This window comes from Pseudomonas sp. A39 (genome assembly GCF_058145955.1).
This window is the reverse complement of the sequence record NZ_JBYVMD010000007.1, coordinates 113451-139493: the sequence shown is the minus strand read 5'-3', so window position 1 is coordinate 139493 and position 26043 is coordinate 113451. Positions and strand designations below refer to the sequence as shown.

At 57.3% G+C, this 26043-nt stretch carries 24 protein-coding genes and 1 pseudogene; 12 read left to right on the top strand and 13 right to left on the bottom strand.

Translation table 11 applies throughout. The annotated features are described in order from the left end of the window. Window positions 1–17 precede the first annotated feature (17 nt). On the bottom strand, window positions 18–959 hold the full coding sequence (locus tag AC3ZU9_RS07755; protein ID WP_490090521.1) for an abortive infection family protein: 942 nt from the start codon (window positions 957–959) through the stop codon (window positions 18–20). 109 nt (window positions 960–1068) lie between these two features. Next, window positions 1069–2409, bottom strand: coding sequence for a DUF5623 domain-containing protein (locus tag AC3ZU9_RS07750; protein ID WP_490090520.1), 1341 nt, complete (start codon window positions 2407–2409; stop codon window positions 1069–1071). 289 nt (window positions 2410–2698) lie between these two features. On the opposite strand from AC3ZU9_RS07750, the gene AC3ZU9_RS07745 reads away from it, so the two are divergent. From AC3ZU9_RS07745 to AC3ZU9_RS07735, 3 genes are read left to right on the top strand one after another with little or no spacing between them, the layout of a single operon-like run. Continuing rightward, window positions 2699–4507 carry an ATP-dependent nuclease gene (locus AC3ZU9_RS07745; RefSeq protein WP_490090519.1) on the top strand — a complete coding sequence of 603 codons (1809 nt, stop codon included), beginning with the start codon at window positions 2699–2701 and terminating at the stop codon, window positions 4505–4507. After that, window positions 4486–4863, top strand: coding sequence for a hypothetical protein (locus AC3ZU9_RS07740; protein WP_490090518.1), 378 nt, complete (start codon window positions 4486–4488; stop codon window positions 4861–4863). The genes AC3ZU9_RS07745 and AC3ZU9_RS07740 overlap by 22 nt, the downstream gene beginning before the upstream one ends. After that, window positions 4860–6860 (top strand): UvrD-helicase domain-containing protein, encoded by a 2001-nt coding sequence (locus AC3ZU9_RS07735; protein WP_490090517.1) that lies wholly within the window; start codon window positions 4860–4862, stop codon window positions 6858–6860. The genes AC3ZU9_RS07740 and AC3ZU9_RS07735 overlap by 4 nt, the downstream gene beginning before the upstream one ends. Window positions 6861–7158: 298 nt before the next feature. Here AC3ZU9_RS07735 and AC3ZU9_RS07730 read toward each other — a convergent pair whose 3' ends face one another. Continuing rightward, the gene (locus AC3ZU9_RS07730; protein WP_490090516.1) at window positions 7159–7953 is read right to left on the bottom strand and encodes a hypothetical protein; all 795 of its coding nucleotides are present in this window, start codon (window positions 7951–7953) and stop codon (window positions 7159–7161) included. A gap of 123 nt (window positions 7954–8076) precedes the next feature. Then, window positions 8077–8655 carry a DUF6037 family protein gene (locus AC3ZU9_RS07725; RefSeq protein WP_038453580.1) on the bottom strand — a complete coding sequence of 193 codons (579 nt, stop codon included), beginning with the start codon at window positions 8653–8655 and terminating at the stop codon, window positions 8077–8079. A gap of 209 nt (window positions 8656–8864) precedes the next feature. On the opposite strand from AC3ZU9_RS07725, the gene AC3ZU9_RS07720 reads away from it, so the two are divergent. Beyond that, window positions 8865–9137: an ECs_2282 family putative zinc-binding protein gene (locus AC3ZU9_RS07720; protein WP_038453583.1), complete on the top strand. Its 273-nt coding sequence runs from the start codon at window positions 8865–8867 to the stop codon at window positions 9135–9137. Then, window positions 9134–9610: a hypothetical protein gene (locus AC3ZU9_RS07715; RefSeq protein WP_156046230.1), complete on the top strand. Its 477-nt coding sequence runs from the start codon at window positions 9134–9136 to the stop codon at window positions 9608–9610. The genes AC3ZU9_RS07720 and AC3ZU9_RS07715 overlap by 4 nt, the downstream gene beginning before the upstream one ends. A gap of 734 nt (window positions 9611–10344) precedes the next feature. Here AC3ZU9_RS07715 and AC3ZU9_RS07710 read toward each other — a convergent pair. Continuing rightward, window positions 10345–11604: an RES family NAD+ phosphorylase gene (locus tag AC3ZU9_RS07710; RefSeq protein ID WP_490090515.1), complete on the bottom strand. Its 1260-nt coding sequence runs from the start codon at window positions 11602–11604 to the stop codon at window positions 10345–10347. 237 nt (window positions 11605–11841) lie between these two features. On the opposite strand from AC3ZU9_RS07710, the gene AC3ZU9_RS07705 reads away from it, so the two are divergent. Continuing rightward, window positions 11842–12168 carry a hypothetical protein gene (locus AC3ZU9_RS07705; RefSeq protein ID WP_231501091.1) on the top strand — a complete coding sequence of 109 codons (327 nt, stop codon included), beginning with the start codon at window positions 11842–11844 and terminating at the stop codon, window positions 12166–12168. On the opposite strand, the gene AC3ZU9_RS07700 is transcribed toward AC3ZU9_RS07705, so the two are convergent. After that, entirely contained in the window at window positions 12139–12987 is an 849-nt protein-coding gene (locus tag AC3ZU9_RS07700) for a hypothetical protein (RefSeq protein WP_490090514.1), read from the bottom strand. The two genes, AC3ZU9_RS07705 and AC3ZU9_RS07700, sit on opposite strands and share 30 nt — an antisense overlap. Window positions 12988–13454: 467 nt before the next feature. Here AC3ZU9_RS07700 and AC3ZU9_RS07695 point away from each other — a divergent pair. After that, window positions 13455–13994 (top strand): annotated as a pseudogene (locus tag AC3ZU9_RS07695) (mechanosensitive ion channel family protein); the annotation flags it as partial. On the opposite strand, the gene AC3ZU9_RS07690 reads toward AC3ZU9_RS07695, so the two are convergent. The 3 genes from AC3ZU9_RS07690 to AC3ZU9_RS07680 form a co-directional block, all read right to left on the bottom strand. Next, window positions 13991–14860: a carboxylate/amino acid/amine transporter gene (locus AC3ZU9_RS07690; RefSeq protein ID WP_015885274.1), complete on the bottom strand. Its 870-nt coding sequence runs from the start codon at window positions 14858–14860 to the stop codon at window positions 13991–13993. The pseudogene AC3ZU9_RS07695 and the gene AC3ZU9_RS07690 sit on opposite strands and share 4 nt — an antisense overlap. Before the next feature lie 202 nt (window positions 14861–15062). Then, entirely contained in the window at window positions 15063–15662 is a 600-nt protein-coding gene (locus AC3ZU9_RS07685) for an FMN-dependent NADH-azoreductase (RefSeq protein ID WP_015885275.1), read from the bottom strand. A gap of 150 nt (window positions 15663–15812) precedes the next feature. Next, entirely contained in the window at window positions 15813–16127 is a 315-nt protein-coding gene (locus AC3ZU9_RS07680) for a 3-phosphoglycerate kinase (RefSeq protein ID WP_122810128.1), read from the bottom strand. A gap of 49 nt (window positions 16128–16176) precedes the next feature. On the opposite strand from AC3ZU9_RS07680, the gene AC3ZU9_RS07675 reads away from it, so the two are divergent. From AC3ZU9_RS07675 to AC3ZU9_RS07660, 4 genes are all read left to right on the top strand, one after another. Then, a complete protein-coding gene (locus AC3ZU9_RS07675; protein WP_015885277.1) occupies window positions 16177–17100 on the top strand; it encodes a PA3225 family LysR-type transcriptional regulator in 924 nt (307 codons plus the stop codon). Between the two features lie 14 nt (window positions 17101–17114). Further along, complete coding sequence (locus tag AC3ZU9_RS07670) at window positions 17115–17918, top strand: alpha/beta fold hydrolase (protein ID WP_015885278.1); 804 nt, start codon at window positions 17115–17117, stop codon at window positions 17916–17918. A 3-nt stretch (window positions 17919–17921) separates the two neighbouring features. Next, window positions 17922–18485 carry a peptidylprolyl isomerase A gene (locus AC3ZU9_RS07665; protein WP_015885279.1) on the top strand — a complete coding sequence of 188 codons (564 nt, stop codon included), beginning with the start codon at window positions 17922–17924 and terminating at the stop codon, window positions 18483–18485. Between the two features lie 82 nt (window positions 18486–18567). Beyond that, window positions 18568–20400, top strand: a complete 1833-nt coding sequence (locus tag AC3ZU9_RS07660) for an ABC transporter ATP-binding protein (protein ID WP_490090513.1) — start codon at window positions 18568–18570, stop codon at window positions 20398–20400. A 371-nt stretch (window positions 20401–20771) separates the two neighbouring features. Here the strand turns inward: AC3ZU9_RS07660 and AC3ZU9_RS07655 are convergent, their stop codons facing one another. Further along, window positions 20772–21896 (bottom strand): GNAT family N-acetyltransferase, encoded by a 1125-nt coding sequence (locus AC3ZU9_RS07655; protein WP_102062017.1) that lies wholly within the window; start codon window positions 21894–21896, stop codon window positions 20772–20774. A gap of 284 nt (window positions 21897–22180) precedes the next feature. Here AC3ZU9_RS07655 and AC3ZU9_RS07650 point away from each other — a divergent pair, with 284 nt between their 5' ends. Next, complete coding sequence (locus AC3ZU9_RS07650; RefSeq protein ID WP_015885282.1) at window positions 22181–23524, top strand: putative porin; 1344 nt, start codon at window positions 22181–22183, stop codon at window positions 23522–23524. 106 nt (window positions 23525–23630) lie between these two features. Here AC3ZU9_RS07650 and AC3ZU9_RS07645 read toward each other — a convergent pair whose 3' ends face one another. The 3 genes from AC3ZU9_RS07645 to AC3ZU9_RS07635 all read right to left on the bottom strand — a co-directional run bounded on the left by AC3ZU9_RS07645 (window position 23631) and on the right by AC3ZU9_RS07635 (window position 25750). Then, window positions 23631–23876 (bottom strand): anti-sigma factor family protein, encoded by a 246-nt coding sequence (locus tag AC3ZU9_RS07645; protein WP_015885283.1) that lies wholly within the window; start codon window positions 23874–23876, stop codon window positions 23631–23633. After that, window positions 23870–24484, bottom strand: a complete 615-nt coding sequence (locus AC3ZU9_RS07640; RefSeq protein ID WP_015885284.1) for an RNA polymerase sigma factor — start codon at window positions 24482–24484, stop codon at window positions 23870–23872. Before AC3ZU9_RS07640 ends, AC3ZU9_RS07645 begins: the two co-directional genes overlap by 7 nt. Window positions 24485–24628: 144 nt before the next feature. Further along, on the bottom strand, window positions 24629–25750 hold the full coding sequence (locus tag AC3ZU9_RS07635; protein WP_064052685.1) for a beta-ketoacyl-ACP synthase III: 1122 nt from the start codon (window positions 25748–25750) through the stop codon (window positions 24629–24631). Window positions 25751–26043: the final 293 nt, after the last annotated feature.

Below are 26043 nucleotides of genomic sequence, written 5' to 3'. Positions count from 1 at the left end.
AAGGCCAATTTCGATACTTACCGCTTGTGCATGCTGTTGGCGGAGTTGACCAGAAGCAGTATTGCCGAAGCGGTCATGTGAAGCGTGTAGGATACGATGTGAGGCTCTACGGTCTTCACCTCAACGCCCTGGCCATGCCCTCCTTCATTATTTCGAATGGCAGGCACTCCGCTTTCAAGGAGGTTGGACAGGGCTGAAAGATGGCTTTGATAGTAGCTGGGGAACAGTCCTCTATCGATGCAAATCATGATCAGCTTCCTAGCGGTATCCCCCTTCTTGTACTCCCAGCCCTTTTGCTCGCAAATGACCTTCATGGAGCTCTCGAAAGCCTTGTTGGCTGCAGTGATCGCTTCCTTGTAAAGGCCGTGCCGATAGTGAGCGTGGGCGGTGAAAAATTCTTCCTGAGGCCCCTCAAAGTCTGGAGCATTGAGGAAGTGCACGACTGGCGTGACAACCTCGGTATGCATCACTTCGGAGTCCATTCGGATGATCTCATCGTTCACGAAGGCGTAGCCGACACCATGCTCCTTGAACCGGGTGTTCAGCTCTTCTATGCAGTCATCCACATGCTTTCGACCATCGAGTCCAGGATAATATTCAGGATTGCCAGCCTCACGATCCGCACATCGGAACACCAGCTCGATGACGTCAAGCGAGCGCTCAACATCTGGCTCATTGACAAAAAGGTCTACCAAGAAGCGTTCGAAATAACGCTCGTACCTATGCTGAAGTAGGTTGGGCTCAGCCCACTCCTCTGCAAGGGCGTGCACTATCCGTGCATAGACCTGAGCAGCCATGTAACTATTTGGGGTCTCCGAATTGCCGAGAGCCTGCTCAATCAACATCCCCACCTGCTTTTTCAAATCGATCGGCAGGGTGTCGCACTGCAAAACATCCGGCATTTCACCGCGCTGCCGGCGTTGACGCTTCGAAAACAGATCATGAATCACGTGACACATCCTTTTCACTGAAGGTCGAGGGCGGGAGCTCGTACACGCGCTTCCCATAGGTCGCCTACCACCATAGCCATGCCTGGCGGTAGACGGCTAATTTATCGGGTTGAGGCGACTACTGAGCAACTTGGCTTTCGATGATCGCCATAGCGCCGTCCAAATCCTTCAACAAGTCTCGGCTCGGCTTGCATTCACCATAACCATCACTAACGATCTGAATGACACGCTTCAGAGCGGCGACTTGATCTTGCGCCGAGGAGTACGTGGGAGGTTCGCCGCCGTAATAGGTCTCGTAGAAACCCACCTCACGATCGCCCTCCCGGTACTCCAAGAACATCCAGTTTTCCAGGGTCGAGCACCACGTGCGAACCTTGTCATACGCCTTGAAGGGCATAGGCGAGATCATCAGGCACTGAAGTTCTGCCCCAACCCGCTTGTGATCAGGCTGGCTCAATGACTTCTCAGGACGCCAGAGCAATGGATGACCCGCTTCCCGGTGATACTCAACAGCGCCTTTGCTGAAGCCATAAGTGGTGCCAGGACGAACCCGTCGAGCGACACCGCTCGCTTTTCTCGCAGGGCTGATGAACCGAGCGTTATAGGGTTCGGAAGTACCAGGCCACGGTTGATCGTTGGAGGGCATTGTCGCAATTGGCGTTAGCGCTTCGAGACTTTCAGTGATCTTGGCCACCAAAGCCTCAGTTGGGGAAATGAGATGTGGTACAGCGTTATCCGGGTAGTACAGGCCTGCCCAGACTAGCTTTGTGAGGTGCAGAGCCTTATCCGAGATCCAGGCAGCGCGTATTGTGACATTCGACACCTTGTTCACGTGCCCATAGGGTTCGTCCAACGCGACCCACACGCCCGATGCAGGATCGACCCACAAAGAAACGTGGTCTTTCAATGGAAAGTCAGTGAGCAGCTCAAGCGCTTGCCTTTGCTTTTGGGAGGTGGCCGGGCGCAGTCCACTTACTTCCATGAACTGCAGAGTGAGCGCCGCACGAACCAGCAACTCCCATGCCCGAGTCTGACTGTTCGCATTGGAGATCATTTCAAAATGATCAGGCGCCTCTTGCCGGAAGCCCTCAAGGTTGCGGGCGTAGGTTGCCTGGTGCTTCGACACGATGCTGTTCAACGGACGCGGTAGAAAGATTTCCAGCGTTTCACAACCCGCCGAACGAGGTCTGGTATCCGTGTCCCGCCAATAGGCGGAGAGGAAGACCGAGTGCTGGGTTTGGTGCAATGCCGTTTCCGGCAATCCCCCCCCTGATGCCAACTTCTGCTGTGCCTGGTAGTAATCGCGATAACCGAGTTGACGCGCAACGATATCAAGCGCCTCAGCATGCTTTTGGCCGGGCAGGCAGATTTTCTTGGCTCGTTTCTTGATGCCCTTGAGTGTCTTGGGCAGGGTCTTGGTGACACTGACGCGCTCGGGGAGCGAGGATGGTGTGCTCATAATCTTCTCCAACCCCATGACCAACGCCACCCGCCTACGTCTTACTGGGGCCGCAAAAAATCATGGCCTAGGAGATCGTGATGTTACAGGTATACAGGTAGTGCCCTTGCGAGCTGCCACTGACGGGTGAGGTACGCCTACCTTGCGCAGCTCAGAGACTATCGAGACATACGCTGATTTGCAATGCACGCATTGAAATTTCACCGAAGAGCAAATAGCCAGCACGGTTTCCATTACTATTCGCTGACCGGCCTACTGCCCCGCAAGCCTCTATGACAGGAACACACGGATGTATTTGTCAGCACTGAAGGTTCAGAATTTTCGTCAGTTCGGTGCCGACACGAACGGCCTTGTCATCGAATTCACCAAGGGCGTCACGGCGTTGGTGGGAGAGAACGACGCGGGTAAATCGTCGGTCATCGATGCCCTGCGATTCGTCCTCCAGACGCGTGACGGAGAGTACGTACGCTTGCAACCCGAAGACTTCCACATCCCGATGGAAGGGCCTCAGGCGAGCCAAATCACGATCATTGCCAAGTTTTCGGATTTGTCTGTCGCAGATCAGGGCGCGCTGTCGGAGTACGTCACCTTCAACGGTGGAGCTGCGGTCGTTTACATCCACTGGACTGCCCGCAGACTCACAGACGATGCCCTCGCGCGTCGATGGGTTGATATTGCTGTCCGTAGTGGCCATAGCGGAGGTGGCCCAAGTATTGATACCAATGTCCGCCAGCTGCTAGCTGCTGCATACCTGCGTCCCCTTCGTGATGCCACACGAGAAATGTCTCCAGGCCGTGGATCGCGCCTCTCTCAGGTACTCAAAAACTTCCCCAGCATCAAAGACGGCACCGGGTTCGATATCGACAACCCGCTTGAGAACCCTGCGTCGCTGAGCCTTGCCGGCTTGGCGGGCTATCTAAGGCATCTGGTAAATCTCCATCCAGGTGTCGCTGCCGCCCAAGATTCGGTCAACGACAACTACCTGTCTCACCTCTCACTTGAAGGTGATGAGCTACATGGACGCATCAATTTTGTTGAGGGAATCTCGGAGTCGGCCCGCCTACGACAGATCCTGGAGCGGATGGAACTGAGCCTGCTCGACCAAGGATCACGAGAGGGTCGTGGCGAGTACGGACTGGGCTCTAACAATCTGTTGTTCATGGCGTGTGAGCTACTACTGCTTGGGAAGGAGCCAGACGGACTGCCTCTGTTGCTCATCGAAGAACCCGAGGCTCATCTTCATCCACAGCGACAACTTCGCCTGATGGAGTTTCTGACTGCTGCTGCGACGCCCAAACCGAGCTTGCTCACAGTCACTCAACCGATGGCGGTAGATGAGCGAGAGGAAGACACACTTCCATGGAGCGAAGGCACCGAAGTTCTATCAGCTCTCTCCTCTGGTGAGGATGGTTCGACTGCAAATGAGGTCAACCAGGAAAGCGAAACGCGCCCAGTTCAAGTCATCCTCACAACCCATTCACCCAACCTCAGTTCCAAGATCGCCTTGGACAACCTAGTACTCATGCACGGTCGAAAGGCCTACTCGCTCGGCAAAAAGCACACGAAGTTGGATAAGGGAGATTATCGATTCCTCGCCCGCTTCCTGGACGTTACCAAGGCAAATTTGTTCTTCGCACGCGGCCTCCTCATCGTCGAGGGCGATGCTGAAGCCATCCTGTTACCAGCACTGGCAAAGATGCTCGGACGAGACCTGACCCGCCATGGCGTCTCGGTGACGAACGTCGGGGGCGTTGGCTTGGGACGATATGCCCGGATCCTTCAACGTGCACATCCGGAGCATGGCATCCTCAAAATTCCAGTCGCCTGTATCTCGGACATGGACGTCATGCCGGATTGCGCACCACAGATTCTGGGTTTGGTCGAAAATGATGACGACCCCAAGTGGGGGGTGGCAGGCGAAAGTGGCGAGCGATCCGCGACTTCGGCGCCGATGAGGAAACTCGGCTTCGACGGTTGGCTGAGTGGAGAAACTCGCGCAAAGCGAACGACGAACAGAACGTACAAACGTTCGTCGCGGGACAATGGACACTGGAGTACGACTTGGCCTTTAGTGGCATGGCACGTGAGCTGCTGGTAGCCGCCCGGTTGGCTGCAAATGACGATGCCATTCATGCTGCTCGGAAAACGCATGATGAGGTGATCACGCTAGCCATCTCTGAGTATGAAGGCTTCCAAAACTCGGGTATGACTGCTGAGCAAATCTGCTCGACTATCTACGACCTGTTCCACCGCAAGATAGCCTCCAAGGCGATCACGGCTCAGTACCTCGTGGAAATTCTGGAGCAGCGCTATCAAAGGATCGTGGTGCGTCCGGATGGCCTGGCTGAACGGCTCCCCGGCTACCTTGTCGAAGCGATCACCTACGTGACCTCGCGCATGGACATACCCCAGAGCCAACCCTCGCAGCAGCAATCGCAGAGCCAAACTCCATGACCGCGTTCCGCGACCTGGTGCCCGAGATCACCGACGAGGACATCGAATGGATCTCTGGTCTTATGAAGCTGGAGGGCCTGGATGATCAGCGCTTGGCATTTCTTCGATCTCGGGAGACGCTCGATGTTTCGGCATGCCCAGGCAGTGGGAAAACCACTCTGGTGGTCGCCAAGCTCGCAATCCTTGCCCGCAAATGGAAAAGCCGCACACGTGGGATCTGCGTGCTGTCCCACACCAACGTCGCTCGCCATGAAATCGAGCAGCGGCTCGGAAATACCGATGTTGGCCGGAGGCTGCTGAGTTACCCTCACTACATCGACACGATTCATGGCTTTGTCAGACGCTTCCTCGCAACACCCTGGCTCCTCTCCGCTCAATACCGTTTCACAGCAATCGATGATGAGCTGACCCACCGGATGCGGTTCAGGTCTTTGCCACAGGAGGATAAGGAATTCCTGCGCAGTTTCTTGTCTCGAAGAACCTTCGACACCTCATTGCTGCGGCTAGCCGATGCAGATTTTGCCAACCCACGCATCCGAGTCTCTAAAGGAAACCTTCCCTGCGGGTCAGGTACTCAGAGCTACCAAATCATGGCAAGGGCAGTCGTGGACACGGCAAAGCGAGGGTACTTTTGTTATGACGAAATCTTCGTGCTGGGTAGTGCTCAACTGGCTTCGCGGCCAAGCGTAGCTGAGGGACTGCGGTACCGTTTCCCATGCGTTTTCATCGACGAGATGCAGGACACCTCGGCGATGCAGAACGAGTACCTCAGCGCCATTTTTCACCGTGAAAATCCTGCAATATGCGTGGTTCGAGTTGGCGATTCCAATCAGGCAATTTTCGAATCGGACGCCCAAACCAGTGGCAGTGACTTCCCAGATCGGAGTCGAGCAGTCGACATTTCCAGCAGTTTCCGCTTCGATGAGTCTATTGCCAGATTGGCAAACCCTTTCGCCCTCCATGCCGTCGCAGGCAGGCTCTCAGGGCGGCGCAACATAGGAGAGCAAGGGCCGCTTCGACACACCATCTTTGTTTTTCCTGATGGGGACTGTAGTGCCGTATTGGATGCTTATGCGCGACTCGCATTTCAACAGCTTCCTGTGTCCCTTCACGACAAGGCGATCGTCAGTGCCGTTGGCTACACCCACAAAGATATCGACCCCGACGACACAGATCAGCTGCACTACCCCAAGACGGTCGGGCATTACTGGGAGGGTTATGATCGCGATGCAGCTTTAGTAGCGTACCGTCCACCCACTCTGATCGAGCGTGTTCGTCAAGCCAAGCGTGGTCTCATCAAGAGCGACACTGCCCACCACAGCGTCGAAGAGATCGCAAAAGGCCTTCTCCACTTGGTGAACCTTGCCAACCCCAGCACCAAAATCAAAGTGGGAAGTCGACAGCATGTCCAAGTCCAACAGCTGTTAACCGACCCTAACGACTTGGCCAGCTACCAAAAGCTGGTGGTTGAACTGCTATTTGCGCCTCATGTCATCAGCGACGAGTCCTGGGCAACCTTCGTTCAGCGTTTCTGGTCATTGGCATCTGTCCTTGCCGGCACTCATGAACAGCCTGAGGCAGCTCAGGGATACCTCGCATGGGTGCCTGAGGACGGTGAGGCTCTACAGGAAGGCACTGTCCAGCTTGGGGTGAATACCTTTCGAAGCACTCAAGATCAGGACGTCCTGGACATCAGGCTGGGCTCTATTCACTCCTGCAAGGGGCAAACCCACACCGCAACGCTGGTACTCGAAACATACAACTACGAGCATTTCATCGATACCCTCTTGCCTTGGCTTGCTGGGCAAAAAAGCCACGGCGGTACCAGGCCGCGTAAAAGAATCGTGCAACGCTTGCTTGCCATGTATGTGGCGATGACCCGCCCGACGCACCTGCTGTGCTTGGCCATAAGCAGGCGCACGCTCGGCGACGGAACGGAATTCGAAGCCAACTGCGTACAGCTGCGCGAGCAGGGTTGGGATATCCAGCATCTGTAGGCACCACAACATGGCATTCATCCACCGAAGGCCGGGCGTGCACCTAATTCAAGTGGAACCATACCTGCCCCATCAAGCCAATTTCCTGTGGACGCTCAGCACTTGACCTACCTCAAGCAGGTGTCTCAGAAATCTTGTAAACCTATTTTCGTAACTGTAAAGCACGGTGGTTTACACCTCAAAAAATAGATTTACAGACACGTCCTGGGGCTACAGGTCATCAAGCAAGCGCGTTTAGAACAGAAGGCTTCCTCAATCCCTGAACAGGTCATGCTGAGGTTGATTCAGCCTTTTTCACCTAACGCTCACGCTGCCGAAAACGCTTGATGAAATCAGCGTCCACCATCTCGTCCACCGCTAAGCCAAGTCCACAGTTCACGAGAGACGCCAAGCTGCCGTCAGAGAGCGCGAAGCTGTTAGGTATGAAGCCACATTCACGCACCCGGTTGTCATCAATACGAGCCAGAAACGCTCTCACAAAATCTGAGCGGCCCGATTTACGGCTTGCAGTCGCAGCTTCAGTAGCCGGGTCGTTGGCAGTCACCTCTGCCATTTCGGCATCAGTACCGATGGCCTGAATCACCTCACTCAAGCTGGGCCAATACTTGGGATCGTATCGATACTGCAGACGCTCAACATCCTCCTTCGCGTAGCTTTCGTAGTGGCCATTGTGCTCCGAGGCCTCGTGCACGATATCCAGGATCTGAGATTGGGTATTGGAGCTAAACCCCGAGTAGTTGTGAAGGTCATCTCGGCGATCGAGCAGTGCGGCTAGCTGATCAGCGAGCTCGCTGATTTGCGTGTTAACGCCGATCAAATCTTCCCGAGCCTGCCGCGCCGCTCGGTTCTTCTCAAGGTTCCAGCCGTCAGCCGCATGGACGAAGACGTCCCAGAACATGTAGAGCGCTCGGGGCTTTTGAGAGAGGGAAGCATGAACCTCCTCATAGACCTCAATCAGTTCGATACGGCGCTTCAGCATGCTTTCTATGATGCTCTGGACATTGGGCCAGATATCGTTGGCCCGGAAGCTTTCCATCATCTCACGCAGAAGGGTTTCGCAGTGTTGAACAGCTTCAGTGGGTGCGTAGGACACTCGGGTATACCTGATTGGAGAAAGTGCGCATAGGCTATCGCCTCAAGCGAATACACTCGGTACCTATTGGAAATTCTTTCCATCATCAATAGGTACCTGCTCAACGCCCGGCGGTTTGGCTGGCTATTTCGAAAGATCTTTAGCCCATGATCCGCCCGTGTCGGTAGAGCTCCAACGGGAGGAGGCGCTGCGCTCCTGGCTGTGGCGCAATGCATCCGGGCCCAAGAGAAGCAAGGTTTTGTGCTGATTCTCAGCACTAGGTTTCTGGCCCTGCGTCCAATATGACCAGCAATTGAAGAAAGGCTTTTCCCTGTCCTCAATGATGTCCGGTCGCAAGCGCACGATGTCCGGAGGGGCTGGATGGGCCTTCTCCGTGGCCTTGGTGGGAATGGCATCGTTGAGTTGAGCCAGGAACTCCTTGGGGATCAGGAGTTGCCCGCTAGCACCGTCTTCCTTGAGAACCTCCAACAGGTCGCCGTACATATCGCCTAGGTAATCACGAATCCGATAGCCTGCCAGGACATCGAACCGGAAAAATCCTCGCGCTTTCCCTCGGGCTGTGAGCGTAAGCACAAAGGGTGTGTCCCGCGTGGAGAAAAGGCAGTCGAAACTCGCCGCTCCAGTTCTCACCAAAAATTGCTGCATGTCGCTGCCAATCGAAATCATGCTGCGGTGGAGCAGCCTCAGCGAAGTCATTTCCATGTGGTGAGCTCCTTGATCGAGAGCCCATGATGATGGAGAGGTTTGTCAGGATGGACAAGCGGGCACGGGCCATAGTGCGTCGGCCTGCTGCCCCCTCTGTCTGTCATCAAAATTCAGGCAGCAAGCCTGTACCCCGAGAGACTCTCAGTCACTGAAAACTCTCTCATGATGGGCTAATCTGAGCGAAACGACTTCACTGAGGCTTTGGTATGAACTTGGACAAGCACTCCCGTACGATCCCCCTCCACTGCCCGACCTGTGCTGGCACGACGTTCGAAAGCGAGTCACCGGAAAGTCATAGCGTAACCTGCACTGGGTGCGATCGCTTGATCAGCAGGGAAGATCTGCGCCGAGAAAACGAGGAGAACATCCAGGCGCATCTAGGAGAGGTCAAGAAGGAGGTCTCGAAGGCCGTGGCTAACGATTTGCGTGAGCGTCTTCAAAAAGCGTTCAAGGGTAGCAAAGGGTTCAAGCTCAAATGATCAACGTCACCTTCGAATCCGGAGACATCATCGCCACCTTGGCTCTGCTTTTTTCCGTGTACGCCACTTTCAAAACCGTTCAGTTCAACAACCGGCAGCAAGAGGTCATCAAGAGCCAAGCAAAGCTGAATGAGTTGCTCCTGAACAAGGAGGCCGCTGGTGTAGAACTGGACAAGCAGGCTGACCTAGGGGCGACATTCCTGAAGCTGGGCAATAGCAAATACCGGCTAAAGGTCTTCAACAAAGGAAAAGCCCCTGCGCACCACGTAACGATTGACTTCCCTGAGGGCAATGAAGTCATCCTTGAAAGTGACATTGAAAGCAAATTTCCGCTTCAACTCCTCGATGTGCATCAGTCGGTAGAGCTAATTGCCGCCGTTCATTTGGGTACAAAATCAAAGCACTTGGTAAAGCTTGAGTGGGAGGATGGACGGACTGGCAGAGTGGTGAAGGAGTTATGGGCTACCTTGTGAAAAATTGGCAGCCGTAGGTAATCACACTCAATTGAATGTCTGGTTCGTGTAGATACTCCCAACTAGATAAACCTCGAAAAACAACAGAAGTTTTTCTAAAAGTGCTGGCTTGTTTTCCTCAACATCAGCCCAATATGGAGCCAGCTAGTGGCATTTTGCCCTGGCCCATCACTAGGGGTTAAAGAAATGGCGTGGTATCGCGACACCGAAAACGTTCGACGAACTGGCGACAAGTACAAAGACAAATACACTAAAATCTGGAAGCCAGGTCAGAATCCCGATTTCCCAGGTATCTACAAGTGCCAAGTGTGTACCTATGAGGACGTCATCAACCGGGAGTGCTCCTCCCTGCCCCCATGCAGCAACTGCAAACCCGGATCTATGACTTGGAAACTCTTGGTGCGAGCGATGGACGCCGGCGAGTAACCTCCAGCTGTCATTTAGCTGAGAAGAGGCTAGCGAAGGTAACCCGTACGCCCTCAACGGCGCGAAGTTCAGCGCGATCTTCGAAGGGGCTACAGCCCTCGTCACCATCTAGCGGAACGCCTCAACGTGGCGCTCCACTCCTAGCTATTCCACAAAGCATCAGGGCCGAGGAAGCAGGGTCAGCGAGGTCATTTCCATGGGATGACCTTCTTGATCATGATCTTATGAAGGAAGGGTAGTACGGGATGTACAGGTAATCGCAGGACAACCTGGTCTGCATGCCCTCCGCCCCGGGTTGGGGTCAAGGTTCAGAAGTCGGGCTCCCCTACTAAAGTCGGTTTGCCATCCCTCAAAGGTTCATCAGCGGCCTTGTACTTCACCTCAGAAATAGCGTGCTCAACGAGGCTGCCCGAAACGTACTCGATGCAAGGCCCGTGAAAACCGTCGTTTGCGTTGATAGCAAAACTATCTTCCAAACGGCCCCATGAAGGCTTAACGGGACAGGCCACATGTGAAAATAGCACGATGTTACTACCCGCACTCTGCTGCACCGACTTGAAAATCACACCATCGATCCGGGGCTTGCAATGCGATGCCAGGTATTCAGCAATGACCTGTGTGGTCAGATAGTCCCGCTCAGCCCCTGGCAATACCGGCACAGTGATCTCGTTGTGCAGGTATTTCAGAAGCTCTTGGCGTCCAGTCTTGGCGTGATGCTTCGGATCAAAAAAGCTCGGCGGTGGGCCAAAATCTGCCTTCTCAAACCGCCCGAAATCCAAAACCCTCACCATCCTGTTCAACCTGAATTCGCCGCTGACGACAGTGCCACCAACAGGGGGGCGCAATTCGGCAATGCACGTTTCGCGTTCAAATGCCCCATAGAACGCCGGGACGCCCGCAGGATTCATCCTCCCATCCCCAGCCCTTTCCTTCGGTGGAGCACCCAGATTGCGCCCCGGATTGGCCGCAATGCCGTTAACGTCCGCTGAGGTCATACAGGTGCGAGCGCGGTAGATTGGTGGGGCGTCCTCCGGGGTAAGCAAGCGCACAACTGCCTCTTCATCAGAGGAAGCTGAGTACCGGTACAGATCTTTGAAGATCCAGTCCAAGAACGTCTTGGCGTTGATGTTGAAGAACCGCTGTCCGTGCTTCATTCCTTCCTGGAATTCGAACCACTGGAGGCCGATGTCGCCCAGCCTGTAAATCCGCTTGGAGTAGTTGGTGTCCAGACTGTAGCTGTCCAGGCGATTGCATACGGCCCCCACAATCAACTCGACGTTGTCGCAGCCAAAAATCGCGCTGACCCAAGTATCGAGGCTGTCCCCTTCCTGACTGTCGCCCCAATCAGCCCAACGGCGATAGTACTCGCCCTCAATGACGTAGGCATCAAGGATCCCCTCGACCCGTACTACAACGCTGGATAAAGGGATGCATTTTCTAGTGGCGCTGCAGAGGGTGCAGATGGTGGAGGTGCCAGTACGCTTGATCTGGCGGCCCAGGTAAGCATCGTGCACACATGTGTAACAGACCTGCTCGTGATGAGCGCTAGAAGCCATGTGGTTCCTCATTTATCCCTTTCCCCACCGCCGCGACGGAATGCCAAGCTTTTCAGAGGGTCGCAATGATCGCTGAAGATGCGCTTGCCACCAACTGTTCGTGAGCGAACCCGGTTTATCTCGGTTGGGCATGCATTTGTAGCCGTTGCGCCTAGTCTCGCTCCTGCTGCAGGATGGAAATATGGGCCAATGAATGAAGCAGCCCACGTTGATACAGGCCAATTCAGAAAAATAACAAACGAGCCAATCATGAAATTTCTTCAGAACAACCCGTTCACGGGCTACCGCGACAATCTCATCCTGACCGCTCTGGTGGAGATCGACCACTTGAAGCGCCTCAGCTCATCATCGATGAGCCTCTCCAAAGCCCTCTCCCCCTTCAAGGAGCCAGAGGGCTTTGTGGATCTCGTCAATCAGTTCGCCTATCACGCGATTGATCGCCAAGTGCCGGAGGTTTTCGCCGAGTCGGTCGAGGAAGAGTTGCAAGACATGCCCATCAGCGCTGATGAAATTGAAGAAATTCTCAAAAGACCAATCGGCTCGGCTTTACAGATGCTCGTGCGCCAACACGCGTAGGCGCTCGCTTCGATGATAGGTATTGAAAAAGAGTCCTGAATCGAAACTCAGCGTGTGCTGGTGCAGAACTGTGGAAGTTTCAGTGGCAAGATCAATCTCCACCAGTACAAGGTCAACTAGGTCGCTCCCACAATCTTCATTGCCAACTCGATGATTATCAAAGTACAAATTAATCCTCCTGCGCTTCACCCCCTCCTTTCGCCTTACAAACATGAATCTATCGACTTCGAAACCGATAGAGTTTCTATTTATATCACTAGAAACTTCTTCACTAACCTTGCAACCAAAGGCATCCCGCCCCTCTGTCATATAAGCAAAACCAAATGGCAAATTATACAGCGTAATCGCCCTGTATTTATGACCATCATTAGATTTGAAGTCCTTAAGCAGCCCTGCCACCAACGCATCTGTAAACTTCATTCCCGTTGATTTTTCGAGAACATTTATCACCAGATGCAGATGATTCCGCAACGCGTTCAGAATCTCATCGTTCTTGGTTGCACTCTTACGAAGAGTCTTGCTATCAAATCTCTCAGGGTTGTGCAGGGGACAATCTTCGTATGCATCCTGATTATGGTCTGCGACTCCCGGCACAGATCTCCCAGAATGCCGTGCATACAAAACTTGGGAATCGGTGGTGGGAACGTTCCTGTTAACAAGGGTTACAGGATTTTGACAAGCAGGACACAGCGCGTAAGAGTGAATCTTTTGACCATCATTGATGACGTAAGGAGCAGACCTTCGCGTTTTTTCGTTGTACTTCTGTTGGGTGAGGGTGATGGCCGATTTCGGGCTGGTCTTGGTGCTGAATACGTTCAAGCGGTTTTCCTTAACGTGTTTCGGGCAAGGAGGCTTGCTGAGGGCAGCGTCTGGGCCGTCTGGGTTGCCGGATTGCTCTCTGGTTTGCAGGCACCGGTTTAGAGCGCTCGGGCGTTGAGGGGCATCATGGCGGCATGGCTTTCAGGTGGCAACCCTGGGGGTGGAGGCCGGGGGCACACTGCCGTGTGTGGCGAGTGGGGAATATTGAGTGGGGGCTTCTGAGGGGGGTGCGATTGCACGGTGAACCAAGCACGGGGTTGTGAGCGCTCAGGGCCTGGAGGGAGCAGGGAGATGAAGGAAACAGCTAGTAGTAGACAGTAGGTAGTATGGATGGATTGGATGTTTTTCCAGGCTTAGCACTGCTGGGCGAGGCCTGGGAATGTGTCTGAGGGAGGGGGATTTAAGAGGGTTTTGGGGTGAGGGAGTAGTGGGGAGTCGGGGATTAGTAGGATTTCGGTAGGAGAGATAACTGGCGCGGCATGCAGGCCTCCGGCGGACGGCGCATCAAGCGCAGCCTGTTTATCGACGCCAGCGGCGTGCGCTTCCTGCGCGACGACGAAGAACTGCGCATGACCCAGGTGCACCTGCTCACCGACTACATCGGGCGCAAGCAGGCTGAGCTCAAGGCCTGGAACGAAGCCCAGGGCCACAGCGCAGAGCTGTCGGCCAACCGCCGCCGCATGACCAACCTCGGCACCTTTCGCGCCTATGCCCTGGCCTACCTGAAAAGCCATCCGGACATCCAGCCGAACATGACCTGCATGGTGCGCCAGATGCAGACCACCGCCCAGGGCGTGCCGCTGGAGATCTACTGCTTTACCCGCACCACGGCGTGGGCGGATTACGAGCGGATCCAGGGGGACATTTTTGATTACCTGCTCGCGGTGTTGCCGGAATTTGGCTTGAGTTTGTATCAGCAGCCGAGTGGGAATGACTTGCGCGCGGGGGTGTTGCCGGCGGTGTTGGGGGCCAGTCATTTGCCGGCCCCTGAAAGTCGCGCTGGCTAAACCACGGAGCGGTTGGGCGCCTTCACGCCCAACCGGCTGATCCACACCGCCGCCAGAATCACCAACCCACCCAATGCCAGTCGCCCCAACGGCTCGTGCTGATTCCAGATCAGCAGGTTCAGCAGCAACCCCACCGGCACATGCAGGTTGTTCATCACCGCCAGGGTGCCGCCCTGCACCAGGCAAGCCCCCTTGTTCCACCAGTACATGCCCAGCGCAGTGCTGACCAACCCGAGGAACACCAGCACACCCCATTGCAGCGGCGCTTCAGGCAGGAAGTTGGCTTTGCCGAACAGCAGGAATGCCGGCAATACCACCAGCAACGCGCCCAGGTAGAAATAACCGAAGCGTCGGTAGTGCGGCAGGTCGCTCGGGTAACGCGCCACCAAATGTTTGTACATCACTTGCCCGGCGGCATAGGTGAAGTTGGCCAGTTGCAACAGCAGGAAGCCTCCGAGGAAGTGCGGGGTGATCTGGTCGAAACGGATCACCGCCGCGCCCGCCACCGCGACCAGCGCGGCGATCAGCGCCCAAGGGTTGAAGCGCCGGTTCAGGGCGTCTTCGATCAGGGTCACGTGCAACGGCGTGAGGATGGTGAACAGCAACACCTCCGGCACCGTGAGCACGCGAAAGCTCAGGTACAGGCACACGTAGGTCACGCCAAACTGCAGCGCGCCGATCACCAGCATGCCCCGCATGAACGCCGGTTCTACCGAGCGCCAGCGGGTCAGTGGGATAAACACCAGACCGGCCAGCAACACACGCACCAGCACCGCGAAGTAACTGTCGACGTGACCGGCGAGGTATTCGCCGATCAAGCTGAAGGAAAATGCCTGAATCAGGGTGACAACCAGTAAGTAGCCCATGCGCGCCTCATTTCGAATGGGCGGGACATTAAAGGTTTTCGGCGAGTGAAGAAACTCGGGGTAAAAAAAACCCGACCTCGCTAAAGCGTCAGTCGGGCGGTAGCACTCAGGAGCAAAAGTGCAAAGGGAGGTTCGTTACGCGTACTTGAAGGGTTTGCGTGGAGCGATATAAACACTGCGCGATTATGTGGCGATTAAAGGATCAAGCGACCTGTGCCAGCAGCGCCTTGGCGTGGTTGATGCCCTTCTCCTGGAAGTCCCCGCTCAAGTTCACCCCTTCGGCGTGAATGAACGTGACATCGTGAATCCCGATAAACGCCATGACCTGACGCAGGTAGGGTTCCTGGTGATCAGAGCTGGCACCGGTATGGATGCCGCCGCGAGCGGTGAGCACGACGGCACGCTTGCCGGTGAGCAGACCCTGAGGGCCGGTGGCGGTGTACTTGAAGGTCACGCCGGCTCGCAACACATGGTCCAGCCAGGCCTTGAGGGTGCTGGGGATGGCGAAGTTGTACATCGGCGCGGCCATTACCAGCACGTCGGCGGCCAACAGTTCGTCGGTCAATTCGTTGGAGCGATCCAGGGACGCCTGTTCGTGGCCATTGCGCTGATCCGCCGGCTTCATCCAGCCGCCGAGCAGGTTGGCGTCCAAGTGCGGCACCGGGTTGAGGGCCACGTCACGCACGGTGATCTGATCCGCCGGGTGGGCGGCCTGCCATTGGCTGATGAACTGCTGGGTCAGTTGGCGAGAGATCGAATCCTGCTGGCGGGCACTGCTTTCGATGATCAGAACATTGGACATGGCGTTGTAGGCTCCATCTGTAATTGCTGTAAGTCGATGGAGTGAAGATTAAACAGAGCCAATTCGATTAAAAAGCGCAAAAAACTGCTATAACCCATCTATAAATTTGTTTATAGGCGGAGTGCGCCGTGGGCATGCTCCGCTGCAGCGTTACTTGGGTGCGCAGGTCAGTGCAATGCGCATCTTGATAATGGCGCGGTTGAACTTGACCGTGGTGTTGGTGCTTTTGCCTGCCGGCACCGTGACCGTTCTGCGACGCGGCGCTTCCGGGCCGTTGGTGAAGATTACCGAGCAGACGGCGTCCTGGGTGCCGTAGTTATTGAGTTGGATCGAACTGATATCGCCGTCCACATCGGAGGCGGTGTAATCGATGCTCACGCCGTCGATCTTTTTAGTCACGTCGATCGGGTAGGCAAACGCGCCCATCGGCAGCAGCGCCAGCAACACACAACAGAATTTTCTCATTCGGCAGTCTCCAATAAGGACCGCCAGCTTAGGACAAGAGGAACCCATCTTGAAAGCGCCCCGCGTTACCCTCGATCAATGGCGCACGCTGCAAGCCGTGGTCGACCATGGCGGCTTCGCCCAGGCGGCCGAAGCGCTGCACCGTTCGCAATCCTCGGTGAGCTACACCGTGGCCCGCATGCAAGACCAGCTCGGCGTGCCGCTGCTGCGCATCGATGGGCGCAAGGCGGTCCTCACCGACGCCGGTGAAGTGCTGCTGCGCCGCTCCCGGCAATTGGTAAAAAACGCCAGCCAACTGGAAGACCTCGCCCACCATATGGAGCAGGGCTGGGAAGCCGAAGTACGCTTGGTGGTGGACGCGGCGTATCCAAACGCACGCCTGGTGCGCGCGCTCACCGCGTTCATGCCGCAAAGCCGTGGTTGCCGGGTGCGCCTGCGTGAAGAGGTGTTGTCGGGCGTTGAGGAGTTGTTGATTGAGGGCGTCGCCGACCTGGCGATCTGCGGCTTCAGCATCCCCGGTTACCTGGGCACGGAAATGAGCGACGTAGAGTTTGTCGCCGTGGCCCATCCCGAACATGCCTTGCACCGCATGCACCGCGAACTGAGCTTCCAGGACCTGGAAAGCCAGATGCAGGTGGTGATCCGCGACTCCGGCCGCCAGCAACCGCGCGACGTCGGCTGGCTCGGTGCCGAACAGCGCTGGACCGTCGGCAGCCTGGCCACCGCCGCCGCCTTTGTGGGCAGCGGCCTGGGCTTCGCCTGGTTGCCTCGGCACATGATCGAACGCGAACTCGCCGAGGGCGTGCTCAAGCAGCTACCCTTGGAACAGGGTGGCAGCCGCCACCCCACGTTCTACCTGTATTCCAACAAGGACAAACCCTTGGGGCCGGCGACGCAGATCCTCGTGGAACTGCTGCGCACCTTTGACACCGCCCCGCTGGACGCGCCTTTCGCCGCGCCCCGGCAGGCCTGAAACGGAGTTCACCGATGGCCTGGTTCGACCACGAAGGCTGCAGCCTGCACTACGAGGAATACGGCCACGGCACGCCGCTGATCCTGATCCACGGCCTGGGTTCCAGCAGCCAGGATTGGGAGTTGCAGGTTCCGGTACTGGCCAGGCATTACCGCCTGATCGTGGTGGATGTGCGTGGCCACGGACGCTCGGATAAACCGCGCGAACGCTACAGCATCCAAGGGTTCACCCACGACGTGCTCGCCCTTATCGAGCACCTGCACCTGCCGCCGGCGCACGTGGTGGGCTTGTCGATGGGCGGCATGATCGCCTTCCAATTGGCGGTGGACGAGCCTGCGCTCGTTAGAAGCCTGTGCATCGTCAATAGTGCGCCCGAGGTCAAAGTGCGCAGTGCCGACGACTATTGGCAGTGGGCCAAGCGCTGGACCCTCGCGCGGGTGCTCAGCCTGGCCACCATCGGCAATGCGCTGGGTGAACGGCTATTCCCCAAACCGCACCAAGCCGACCTGCGCCGCAAGATGGCCGAGCGCTGGGCAAAAAACGACAAACGTGCTTATCTCGCCAGCTTCGATGCGATTGTGGGCTGGGGCGTGCAGGAACGACTTTCGAGGATAACCTGTCCAACCCTGGTCATCAGCGCCGACCACGACTACACCCCCGTGGCGCAGAAAGAAAACTATGTAAAACTGCTGCCCGATGCGCGACTGGTGGTGATCGAAGATTCCCGCCATGCCACGCCCTTGGATCAACCCGAAGTCTTTAACGCAACCCTGCTCGATTTTCTAAAGACAGTCGAAACCACTACCCAGGATCACTGACCCATGCTGAAAAAAATCGCCTTCTTTGCCGGTTCTGTTTTGTTCGCTGCTAACCTGATGGCGGCCCAGCCGGCCAAGGCGCCCCACGTATTGATCACCACCACCAACGGCGACATCGAGATCGAACTGGACCCGGTCAAGGCGCCGATCAGCACCAAGAACTTCCTGGCCTATGTCGATAAAGGCTTCTACACCAACACGATTTTCCACCGCGTGATCCCAGGCTTCATGGTCCAGGGCGGCGGCTTCACCCAGGCAATGACACAAAAACCCACTGATGCACCGATCAAGAACGAAGCCAACAACGGCCTGCATAACGTACGTGGCACCCTTTCCATGGCGCGTACCAGTGACCCGGATTCGGCCACCAGCCAGTTCTTCATCAACGTGGCCGATAATGCCTTCCTCGACCCAGGCCGTGATCGCGGTTACGCGGTATTCGCCAAAGTGGTCAAGGGCATGGACGTCGTTGATGTGATCGTCAACTCGCAGACCACCACCAAGCAGGGCATGCAGAACGTGCCAATCGATCCTGTGTACATCAAGTCGGCCAAGCGCATCGACTGAGATAGCAGGTAGTTCCGCGCGCAGCCCACAAGGCCGCGCGCGCATTTGAACAGGAGAGCCCGCGCGGCGGGCGTCAACCCTAATGCTCTATCGTCGTTTTGAACAACTGATCGATATTTTCCGCGATGCCCCTGGCGCCGCTCCTCCCGATAAAGTCCTGCCCTTCTATCTCTTCTACCTGCGCCAAGTGTGGCCGTGCTTCGCCGCGTTGCTGGTGGTGGGTCTGGTCGGCGCCCTGATCGAAGTGGCGCTGTTCAGCTACCTCAGCCGCATCATCGACCTGGCCCAGGGCACGCCACCGGCGAACTTCTTCCAGATCCACAGCACTGAGCTGATCTGGATGGCCGTGGTCGCCCTGCTCCTGCGTCCGATTTTCAACGGCCTGCATGACTTGCTGGTGCACCAGACCATCAACCCTGGCATGACCAGCCTGATCCGCTGGCAGAACCACAGCTACGTGCTCAAGCAGAGCCTGAACTTCTTCCAGAACGATTTCGCCGGGCGTATTGCCCAACGCATCATGCAAACCGGTAACTCGTTGCGTGACTCGGCGGTAGCGACGGCGGAAGCCATCTGGCACGTGTCGATCTACGCGATCACCTCCCTGGTGTTGTTTGCAGAAGCCGACTGGCGGCTGATGATTCCGTTGATCACGTGGATCATTGGTTACTGCCTGGCCTTGCGTTACTTCGTGCCGCGGGTCAAGGAACGTTCGGTGATCTCCTCCGAAGCACGCTCCAAACTCATGGGGCGTATCGTCGACGGCTACACCAACATCACCACCTTGAAACTGTTCGCCCATACGCAGAATGAGCAGGAGTACGCCAAGGAAGCGATCATCGAGCAGACCGAAAAGACCCAATTGGCCGCACGCGTGCTCACCAGCATGGATGCGGTGATCACGGTCCTGAACGGCCTGCTGATCGTCACCACCACCGGCCTTGCGTTGTGGCTGTGGACCCAGTCGCTGATTTCCGTGGGCGCCATCGCCCTGGCCACAGGGTTGGTGATTCGCATCGTCAACATGTCCGGCTGGATCATGTGGGTGGTCAACGGCATTTTCGAAAACATCGGCATCGTGCAGGACGGTCTGAAAACCATCGCCCAGCCGCTGGCCGTGATCGACCGCGACAACGCCCCGCGCCTGAGCGTCCCCCATGGCGAAGTGCGCTTTGAGCAGGTGGATTTCCACTACGGCAAGAAAAGCGGGATCATTGGCGGCCTCAACCTTGAGATCAAGGCCGGTGAAAAAATCGGCCTGATCGGCCCGTCCGGTGCGGGCAAGTCGACCCTGGTCAACCTGCTGCTGCGTCTCTATGACCTGCAAGGCGGGCGCATCCTGATCGACGGCCAGAACATTGCCGAGGTCGCCCAGGAAACCCTGCGCGAGCAAATCGGAATGATCACCCAGGACACCTCGCTGCTGCACCGTTCGATCCGCGACAACTTGCTGTACGGCAAGCCGGATGCAACCGAGGAAGAGCTCTGGGCGGCGGTGCACAAGGCGCGCGCCGATGAGTTCATTCCGCTGCTGTCGGACGCCGAAGGCCGTACCGGGATGGACGCGCACGTGGGCGAGCGCGGGGTAAAACTCTCCGGCGGGCAGCGTCAACGCATTGCCATCGCCCGCGTGCTGCTCAAGGACGCGCCGATCCTGATCATGGACGAAGCCACCTCAGCGCTGGACTCAGAAGTGGAAGCCGCGATCCAGGAAAGCCTGGAGACCCTGATGCAGGGTAAGACAGTGATCGCGATTGCGCACCGCTTGTCGACCATTGCACGAATGGACCGCCTGGTGGTGCTGGAGAAAGGCCAGATTGCCGAGAGCGGCAGCCACGCCGAATTGCTGGAACACGGCGGTTTGTATGCGCGGTTATGGCAGCACCAGACCGGGGGCTTTGTCGGCATCGACTGATGCCACGGTTTTCTAAATGGGGGAGCAGGCTTGCTGTGGTGAACAGGCTTACTGTGGTGAACAGGCTTGCTGTGGTGAACAGGCTTGCTGTGGTGAGCAGGCTTACTGTGGTGAGCAGGCTTACTGTGGTGAGCGGGCTTGCCCCGCGCTGGGCTGCGCAGCAGCCCCAACCCCTGGCACTGCGGCTTTCCTGAAAGAATGCAGTGCCTTGGTCAGGGTCGCTTCGCAACCCAGCGCGGGGCAAGCCCGCTCACCACAAATACCACCTGCCCTTTCTTCGACGTGTCATCCACGGGTCCCTCACCGACGGACTTTGCTGCCCATCTATGCAGCAGAATCACTCGCGCGCACAACAGGATATAGCACGCCCTTTACACCTGCCGATAAGGCAGGGCTGCCCTCGCCTCTTCGGCATACGCCACAATCCCCACCCGCTCGCGCTCAAGGAAATCCTCCACGGCGTTCTTCAACCCCGGATGACGCAGGTAGTGCCACGAGCGCGTAATCACCGGTTCAAACCCGCGAATCAATTTGTGCTCGCCCTGTGCCCCCGCGTCGAAGCGTTGCAGGCCGTGGGCGATGGCGTAGTCCATGCCCTGGTAGAAGCAGGTTTCGAAGTGCAGGCGATCGAACTCTGCCAGGCAGCCCCAGTAGCGGCCATAGAAGCTGTCGCCGCCGATCAGGCTGAAGGCCATGGCCACCGGGCGTGTGCCTTGTTTGGCCAGCACCACGCGGATCGATTCGGGCATGCGCTCGGCCAACAGGCTGAAAAACGCGCGGGTCAGGTAGGGCGATTGGCGGCGCACGGCGTAGGTGTTGGCGTAGCAGGCGTAGACGAAATCCCACTGGGCTTCGCTCAGTTCATGGCCTTGCAGCCACTCGAAGTCGATCCCCTGCCCCGCCACTTGTTCACGCTCTTTGCGCATTTGTTTGCGCTTGCGTGAACTCAAGGCGTCGAGGAAGTCCTGGAAGTCGCGGTAGCCGCGGTTCTGCCAGTGAAACTGACACCCCAGGCGCTGCAACCAGCCCGGTTGTTGGGCCAGTGCCTCATCGGCCAGGTCATCGGTGAAGTTGACATGGGCACTGGAGAGCCCTTCGATTTCAAGGTAACCCGGCAGGCTTTTGAGCAGCTCGAAACCGTCCTCGGCACGGGCCGCCAACAGGCGTGGGCCACCCACGGGACTGAACGGCACCGCCGTCAGCAGCTTGGGGTAGTAATCGATACCGGCCCGCTCACAGGCATCGGCCCAACCGTGATCAAACACGTACTCGCCGTAGGAATGCCACTTGCGATAACTGGGTAACGCCGCCACCAGTCGATCGCCCTCCCAATGCAACAGATGCTCCGGTTGCCAGCCCGATTGCGGACCCAGGCTGGCGCTGTCTTCCAACGCGCTCAGGAACGCATGGCGCACGAACGGCTGGCCCTGTGGCACCAGCGAATCCCAGGCTTGCGGGGCGATTTCGGACAGGCTGTCCAGGCGTTGCAACGGCATCGGCATCCTCACTACTTCAGGGCGTGAAAGCTTGGCGAGTATCGCTGATCGCCGGCCTTCGCACACCCCCGATTCGCGCGACAAGGCTCTAAACCAATAGTTCCGAAGATGAATAATTTGTCATGTAGATGACATCACTTAGCCACTGCGGCGTCATAAACGATCGTGATACTGACGCCTGTTTTTAGAGCGCCTGGTTCTATCAGGTGGTTATGTGTTCCGTCCGTCATCGGTCGGTTGTGTCCTGGATGGTTTGCCATCCCTCCTCACTTTCGGAGATTGATATGCGTCTTGCTTCCACTAAAACTGCGGCGGTCCTGTGCGGCGGCCTGTTACTGGCCCTGAGCGTTCCGGCCAGCGCTGCAGTCGACGCTAAATTGCTCGACATGCTCAAGGCCAACGGCCAGATCACCGCTGCGCAGTACACTGAACTGCAAAGCGAATTGGCCAAAGACCAGAAAGAACAGCAGATCGCACGGCAAGCTCAACAAGAGACCAACGAACAGATCGCGGCCACCGCGAAAAAAACCAACGAGCTGAGCAGCTTCGACCAGAAGCTGGCCTGGGCCGCCAAGACTCAGTTCAAGGGTGATGTGCGCATGCGCCACGAGACCATCAAGGTCGAAGGCGAAAATGGCGTCACCCGCGCCGGCGTCACCGGCCGTGACAAAGATCGCGAACGGATCCGCGCGCGCCTCGGCGCCTACACCGAGATCAACCCGCAGGTGGACACCGGTATTCGTATCGCCACCGGCGGCGGCAGCGATGCGCGCTCCACCAACCAGGACCTGGACGGCTACTTCGATAAAAAATCGATCTGGCTGGACCTCGGCTACATCGACTACCACCCCGACCAGATCAAGAACCTGCACATCATTGGCGGCAAAATGCTGCAGCCGTGGGTCAACATGGGCGACGTGATTTGGGATAGCGACATCAACCCCGAAGGCCTGGCAGTCACCTACAAGTACCCACTGGGTGGCAGCGCCGAGCTGTTCGGCAGCCTGGGTAACTACAACCTCAAGGACAACGTGGACGGCGACGGCGTGCAGTACCGCCACGACCTGCGCCTGACCACCGGCCAGTTGGGCACCCGTTTCTCGGTGACCGACAACCTGAAAGTAACCCTGGGCGGCAGCATCTACGCCTACCAAAACGACGAAGACAGCCGTGCCTCCGGGACCAGCACCCCGAACGTACTGGCGACCAACGGCAACACGCCAAACGGCGAGTTCCGCCTGTATGAAGGTTTCAGCCAAGTCGATATCGGCGGCCTGGCAGTGCCTCTGGCGTTCTACGGCCAGTACGTAAAAAACAACGACGCTATCGACGATGCCGACACTGCCTGGTTGTTGGGTGCCAAGTCCAAGGTGTTCGGCTTCAACCTGGACTACAACTATCGCGACGTAGAGAAAAACGCCGTAGTGGGTGCCTTTACCGACTCGGACTTCGGCGGCGGCTTCACCGGCTCCCGTGGCCACAAGTTCAAAGTCGGCTATGACATCGACAAGAACTTCGCCATCGGCGCCACCTACTTCCTGACCAAGACCGACACCTACAGCCGCACACTCGTGGACCGTAGCGCGAAAGCCAACACCTTCCAGCTGGACGCAGAAGCCAAGTTCTAACTGCACGCGTCATAAGCCTTGGGCCAGGACGGCCCGAGGTGGCTCTACAGCCTTGCGTGGGTGGATCGGTCCCCATCATCCGTCCGATTCAACCACGCGAGCCTGCTTATTCCCCGCCTTTGTGATCCTTGAGCCGCTCGGCAGCCAGCCGCTGCGCCAGGGCATCCACACCCTCTACCGGCTCATCCGGCATAATCTTCAGCGTCGCCTGCAGCAGGCGCATCTGGCGGATAAACCGACGGCAGTTCGGGCAGAACATCAAGTGATGACGCACCAGCAGACGCTCGCGAAAGGTCAATTGCCCATCGAGGTAATCACTGGAACGTGCCACTTGCTCTTTACAGGTCAACATTCGCCCGTTTCCTCAAAATGCTCCACCGAGGCGAAGACTTTAAGCCGCGCCCGATGCAACAGCACACGGACATTGGAGAGCGACAGCGTCAGAAGATTACAGATCTCTTCCAGCTCGAGGCCCTGGCGCTCACGCAGCACCAGCACGCTGCTTTGCAACTCCGACAGGCTCAGCAACGTATGCTCCAGGCATTTGCGCAGTTCATCTTCGGTCAGCAGCGCTTCCGGGGTGTCTTGATGCCAGGCGTAGGGGGCGACGGCCCAGTGGCCATCGTCCGGGGAAAAGCGCTCGTCACCGATGGTGCCATGGGGCGAAGGCAAATCGTCGAGCAACACCTCACGACGGTTCTGCTTGTAGCGGCCCTTGGCGGCGTTGGCGGTGATGGTCAGCAGCCACGTCTTGAGGCTGGAGCGCCCTTCGAACTTGGCCAGGTTGCGTACCACCGACAGCCAGGCGTCCTGCACGACTTCGTCGGCGTGGCGCTGGCCGACAATGGCATAGGCCACCGCCCGCATGGCGCTCTGGTAGGTGGTGACCAATTCCTTGTAGGCCCGCTGCTCACCCTTGAGCAGGCGTTCAAGCAGGTGCGCGTCGTCCGCTGCTGCCATGTCTACCTCGATTCCACCGTGGAAACCCGATTCCTGTGGGAGCTGGCTTGCCTGCGATGCGGACACCTTGGTGTATCAGTCACACCGCAGTGATGCTATCGCAGGCAAGCCTGCTCCCACATTTGACCGAGTCCGACCGACCAATCAGCGCTTGCGCAGGATCACGCTGCCGATCGAATAGCCCGCACCAAACGAACTGAGCACTGCCACGGAGCCCTTGGGCAAATCATCCTGGTAGGTGTGAAACGCAATCACCGAACCCGCCGAGCTGGTATTGGCGTAGGTATCGAGGATCACCGGCGCTTCTTCCACCGAGGCTTCGCGGCCCAGCAGTTTTTTCACGATCAGGTGGTTCATGCTCAGGTTGGCCTGGTGCAGCCAGAAGCGCTTCACATCGGCCACGTTCAACTGGTTCTCTTCCAAGTGCACGCCGATCAATTCCGCCACCATCGGGCATACGTCACGGAACACCTTGCGGCCTTCCTGCACGAACAGCTTGTCCGGCGCGCCGACGCCCTCTTCCGCGGCGCGGTTGAGAAAGCCGAAGTTGTTGCGGATGTTATTGGAGAACTTGGTCAGCAACTTGGTGCTCACCACGTCGAACTGATGCTCGGAGGTCGCCAGGTCGGCGCGCTCCAGCACCACGGCAGTGGCCGCATCACCAAAGATGAAGTGGCTGTCACGGTCGCGGAAGTTCAGATGCCCGGTGCAGACTTCCGGGTTGACCATCAGGATCGCCCGCGCCTGGCCCAATTGGATGCTATTGGCGGCGTTCTGGATGCCGAAGGTGGCCGAAGAACAGGCCACGTTCATGTCAAAGCCAAACCCTTCGATGCCCAAGGCTTCCTGGACTTCAATGGCGATGGCAGGGTAAGCGCGTTGCAGGTTGGAGCAGGCGACGATTACACCGTCGATGTCGGCGGCAGTCTTACCGGCGCGTTGCAGGGCTTGCTCGGCGGCGCCGACGGCCATCTGGCAGAGCACCGACCATTCGTCGTTGCTGCGCTCGGGCAGGCGCGGGGCCATGCGCTGCGGGTCGAGAATGCCGTCTTTGTCCATCACGAAGCGACTCTTGATGCCCGAGGCTTTCTCGATGAAGGCCGCGCTGGATTCGGTCAGCGGCTGCACGTCACCGCGCTCGATAGCGGCGGCGTTATCGCTGTTGAACTGATGCACGTAAGCATTGAAAGACTGCACCAGCTCTTCGTTGGAGATGCTGTTGGCCGGGGTGTACAGGCCAGTGCCGCTGATGACGACGTTATGCACGGTCGTTCCTCTAAATCTGTCAGGCAGAAGATATTGGTACCGTCGTACCAAACTGTAAGTAGTCCAATGCCGCGCAGCGGACATCAAACTGGCGTCGCTTTATTCCATCGCGCCGCAGCCCTTCACGACGATCCCGGCATTTATAACCGCGAAGTTTGCCACAAACGTCGAAATTTGGCGCTATCTGTGGGAGGGGGCTTGCCCCCGATAGCGGTGGGCCAGTCAACACATCCTTTACTGACAGACCGCAATCGGGGGCAAGCCCCCTCCCACACTGGACCTGTATTGCCCTG

What these genes read in the sequence shown, in the direction of transcription:
- AC3ZU9_RS07685 (WP_015885275.1), bottom strand. Translation starts at nt 15,662, where the DNA reads ATGTCCAATGTTCTGATCATCGAAAGCAGTGCCCGCCAGCAGGATTCG.
- AC3ZU9_RS07665 (WP_015885279.1), top strand. Translation starts at nt 17,922, where the DNA reads ATGCTGAAAAAAATCGCCTTCTTTGCCGGTTCTGTTTTGTTCGCTGCT.
- AC3ZU9_RS07715 (WP_156046230.1), top strand. Translation starts at nt 9,134, where the DNA reads ATGATCAACGTCACCTTCGAATCCGGAGACATCATCGCCACCTTGGCT.
- AC3ZU9_RS07735 (WP_490090517.1), top strand. Translation starts at nt 4,860, where the DNA reads ATGACCGCGTTCCGCGACCTGGTGCCCGAGATCACCGACGAGGACATC.
- AC3ZU9_RS07720 (WP_038453583.1), top strand. Translation starts at nt 8,865, where the DNA reads ATGAACTTGGACAAGCACTCCCGTACGATCCCCCTCCACTGCCCGACC.
- AC3ZU9_RS07725 (WP_038453580.1), bottom strand. Translation starts at nt 8,655, where the DNA reads ATGGAAATGACTTCGCTGAGGCTGCTCCACCGCAGCATGATTTCGATT.
- AC3ZU9_RS07645 (WP_015885283.1), bottom strand. Translation starts at nt 23,876, where the DNA reads ATGTTGACCTGTAAAGAGCAAGTGGCACGTTCCAGTGATTACCTCGAT.
- AC3ZU9_RS07655 (WP_102062017.1), bottom strand. Translation starts at nt 21,896, where the DNA reads ATGCCGTTGCAACGCCTGGACAGCCTGTCCGAAATCGCCCCGCAAGCC.
- AC3ZU9_RS07690 (WP_015885274.1), bottom strand. Translation starts at nt 14,860, where the DNA reads ATGGGCTACTTACTGGTTGTCACCCTGATTCAGGCATTTTCCTTCAGC.
- AC3ZU9_RS07705 (WP_231501091.1), top strand. Translation starts at nt 11,842, where the DNA reads ATGAAATTTCTTCAGAACAACCCGTTCACGGGCTACCGCGACAATCTC.
- AC3ZU9_RS07670 (WP_015885278.1), top strand. Translation starts at nt 17,115, where the DNA reads ATGGCCTGGTTCGACCACGAAGGCTGCAGCCTGCACTACGAGGAATAC.
- AC3ZU9_RS07710 (WP_490090515.1), bottom strand. Translation starts at nt 11,604, where the DNA reads ATGAGGAACCACATGGCTTCTAGCGCTCATCACGAGCAGGTCTGTTAC.
- AC3ZU9_RS07640 (WP_015885284.1), bottom strand. Translation starts at nt 24,484, where the DNA reads ATGGCAGCAGCGGACGACGCGCACCTGCTTGAACGCCTGCTCAAGGGT.
- AC3ZU9_RS07750 (WP_490090520.1), bottom strand. Translation starts at nt 2,409, where the DNA reads ATGAGCACACCATCCTCGCTCCCCGAGCGCGTCAGTGTCACCAAGACC.
- AC3ZU9_RS07740 (WP_490090518.1), top strand. Translation starts at nt 4,486, where the DNA reads ATGGCACGTGAGCTGCTGGTAGCCGCCCGGTTGGCTGCAAATGACGAT.
- AC3ZU9_RS07745 (WP_490090519.1), top strand. Translation starts at nt 2,699, where the DNA reads ATGTATTTGTCAGCACTGAAGGTTCAGAATTTTCGTCAGTTCGGTGCC.
- AC3ZU9_RS07680 (WP_122810128.1), bottom strand. Translation starts at nt 16,127, where the DNA reads ATGAGAAAATTCTGTTGTGTGTTGCTGGCGCTGCTGCCGATGGGCGCG.
- AC3ZU9_RS07660 (WP_490090513.1), top strand. Translation starts at nt 18,568, where the DNA reads ATGCTCTATCGTCGTTTTGAACAACTGATCGATATTTTCCGCGATGCC.
- AC3ZU9_RS07755 (WP_490090521.1), bottom strand. Translation starts at nt 959, where the DNA reads ATGTGTCACGTGATTCATGATCTGTTTTCGAAGCGTCAACGCCGGCAG.
- AC3ZU9_RS07650 (WP_015885282.1), top strand. Translation starts at nt 22,181, where the DNA reads ATGCGTCTTGCTTCCACTAAAACTGCGGCGGTCCTGTGCGGCGGCCTG.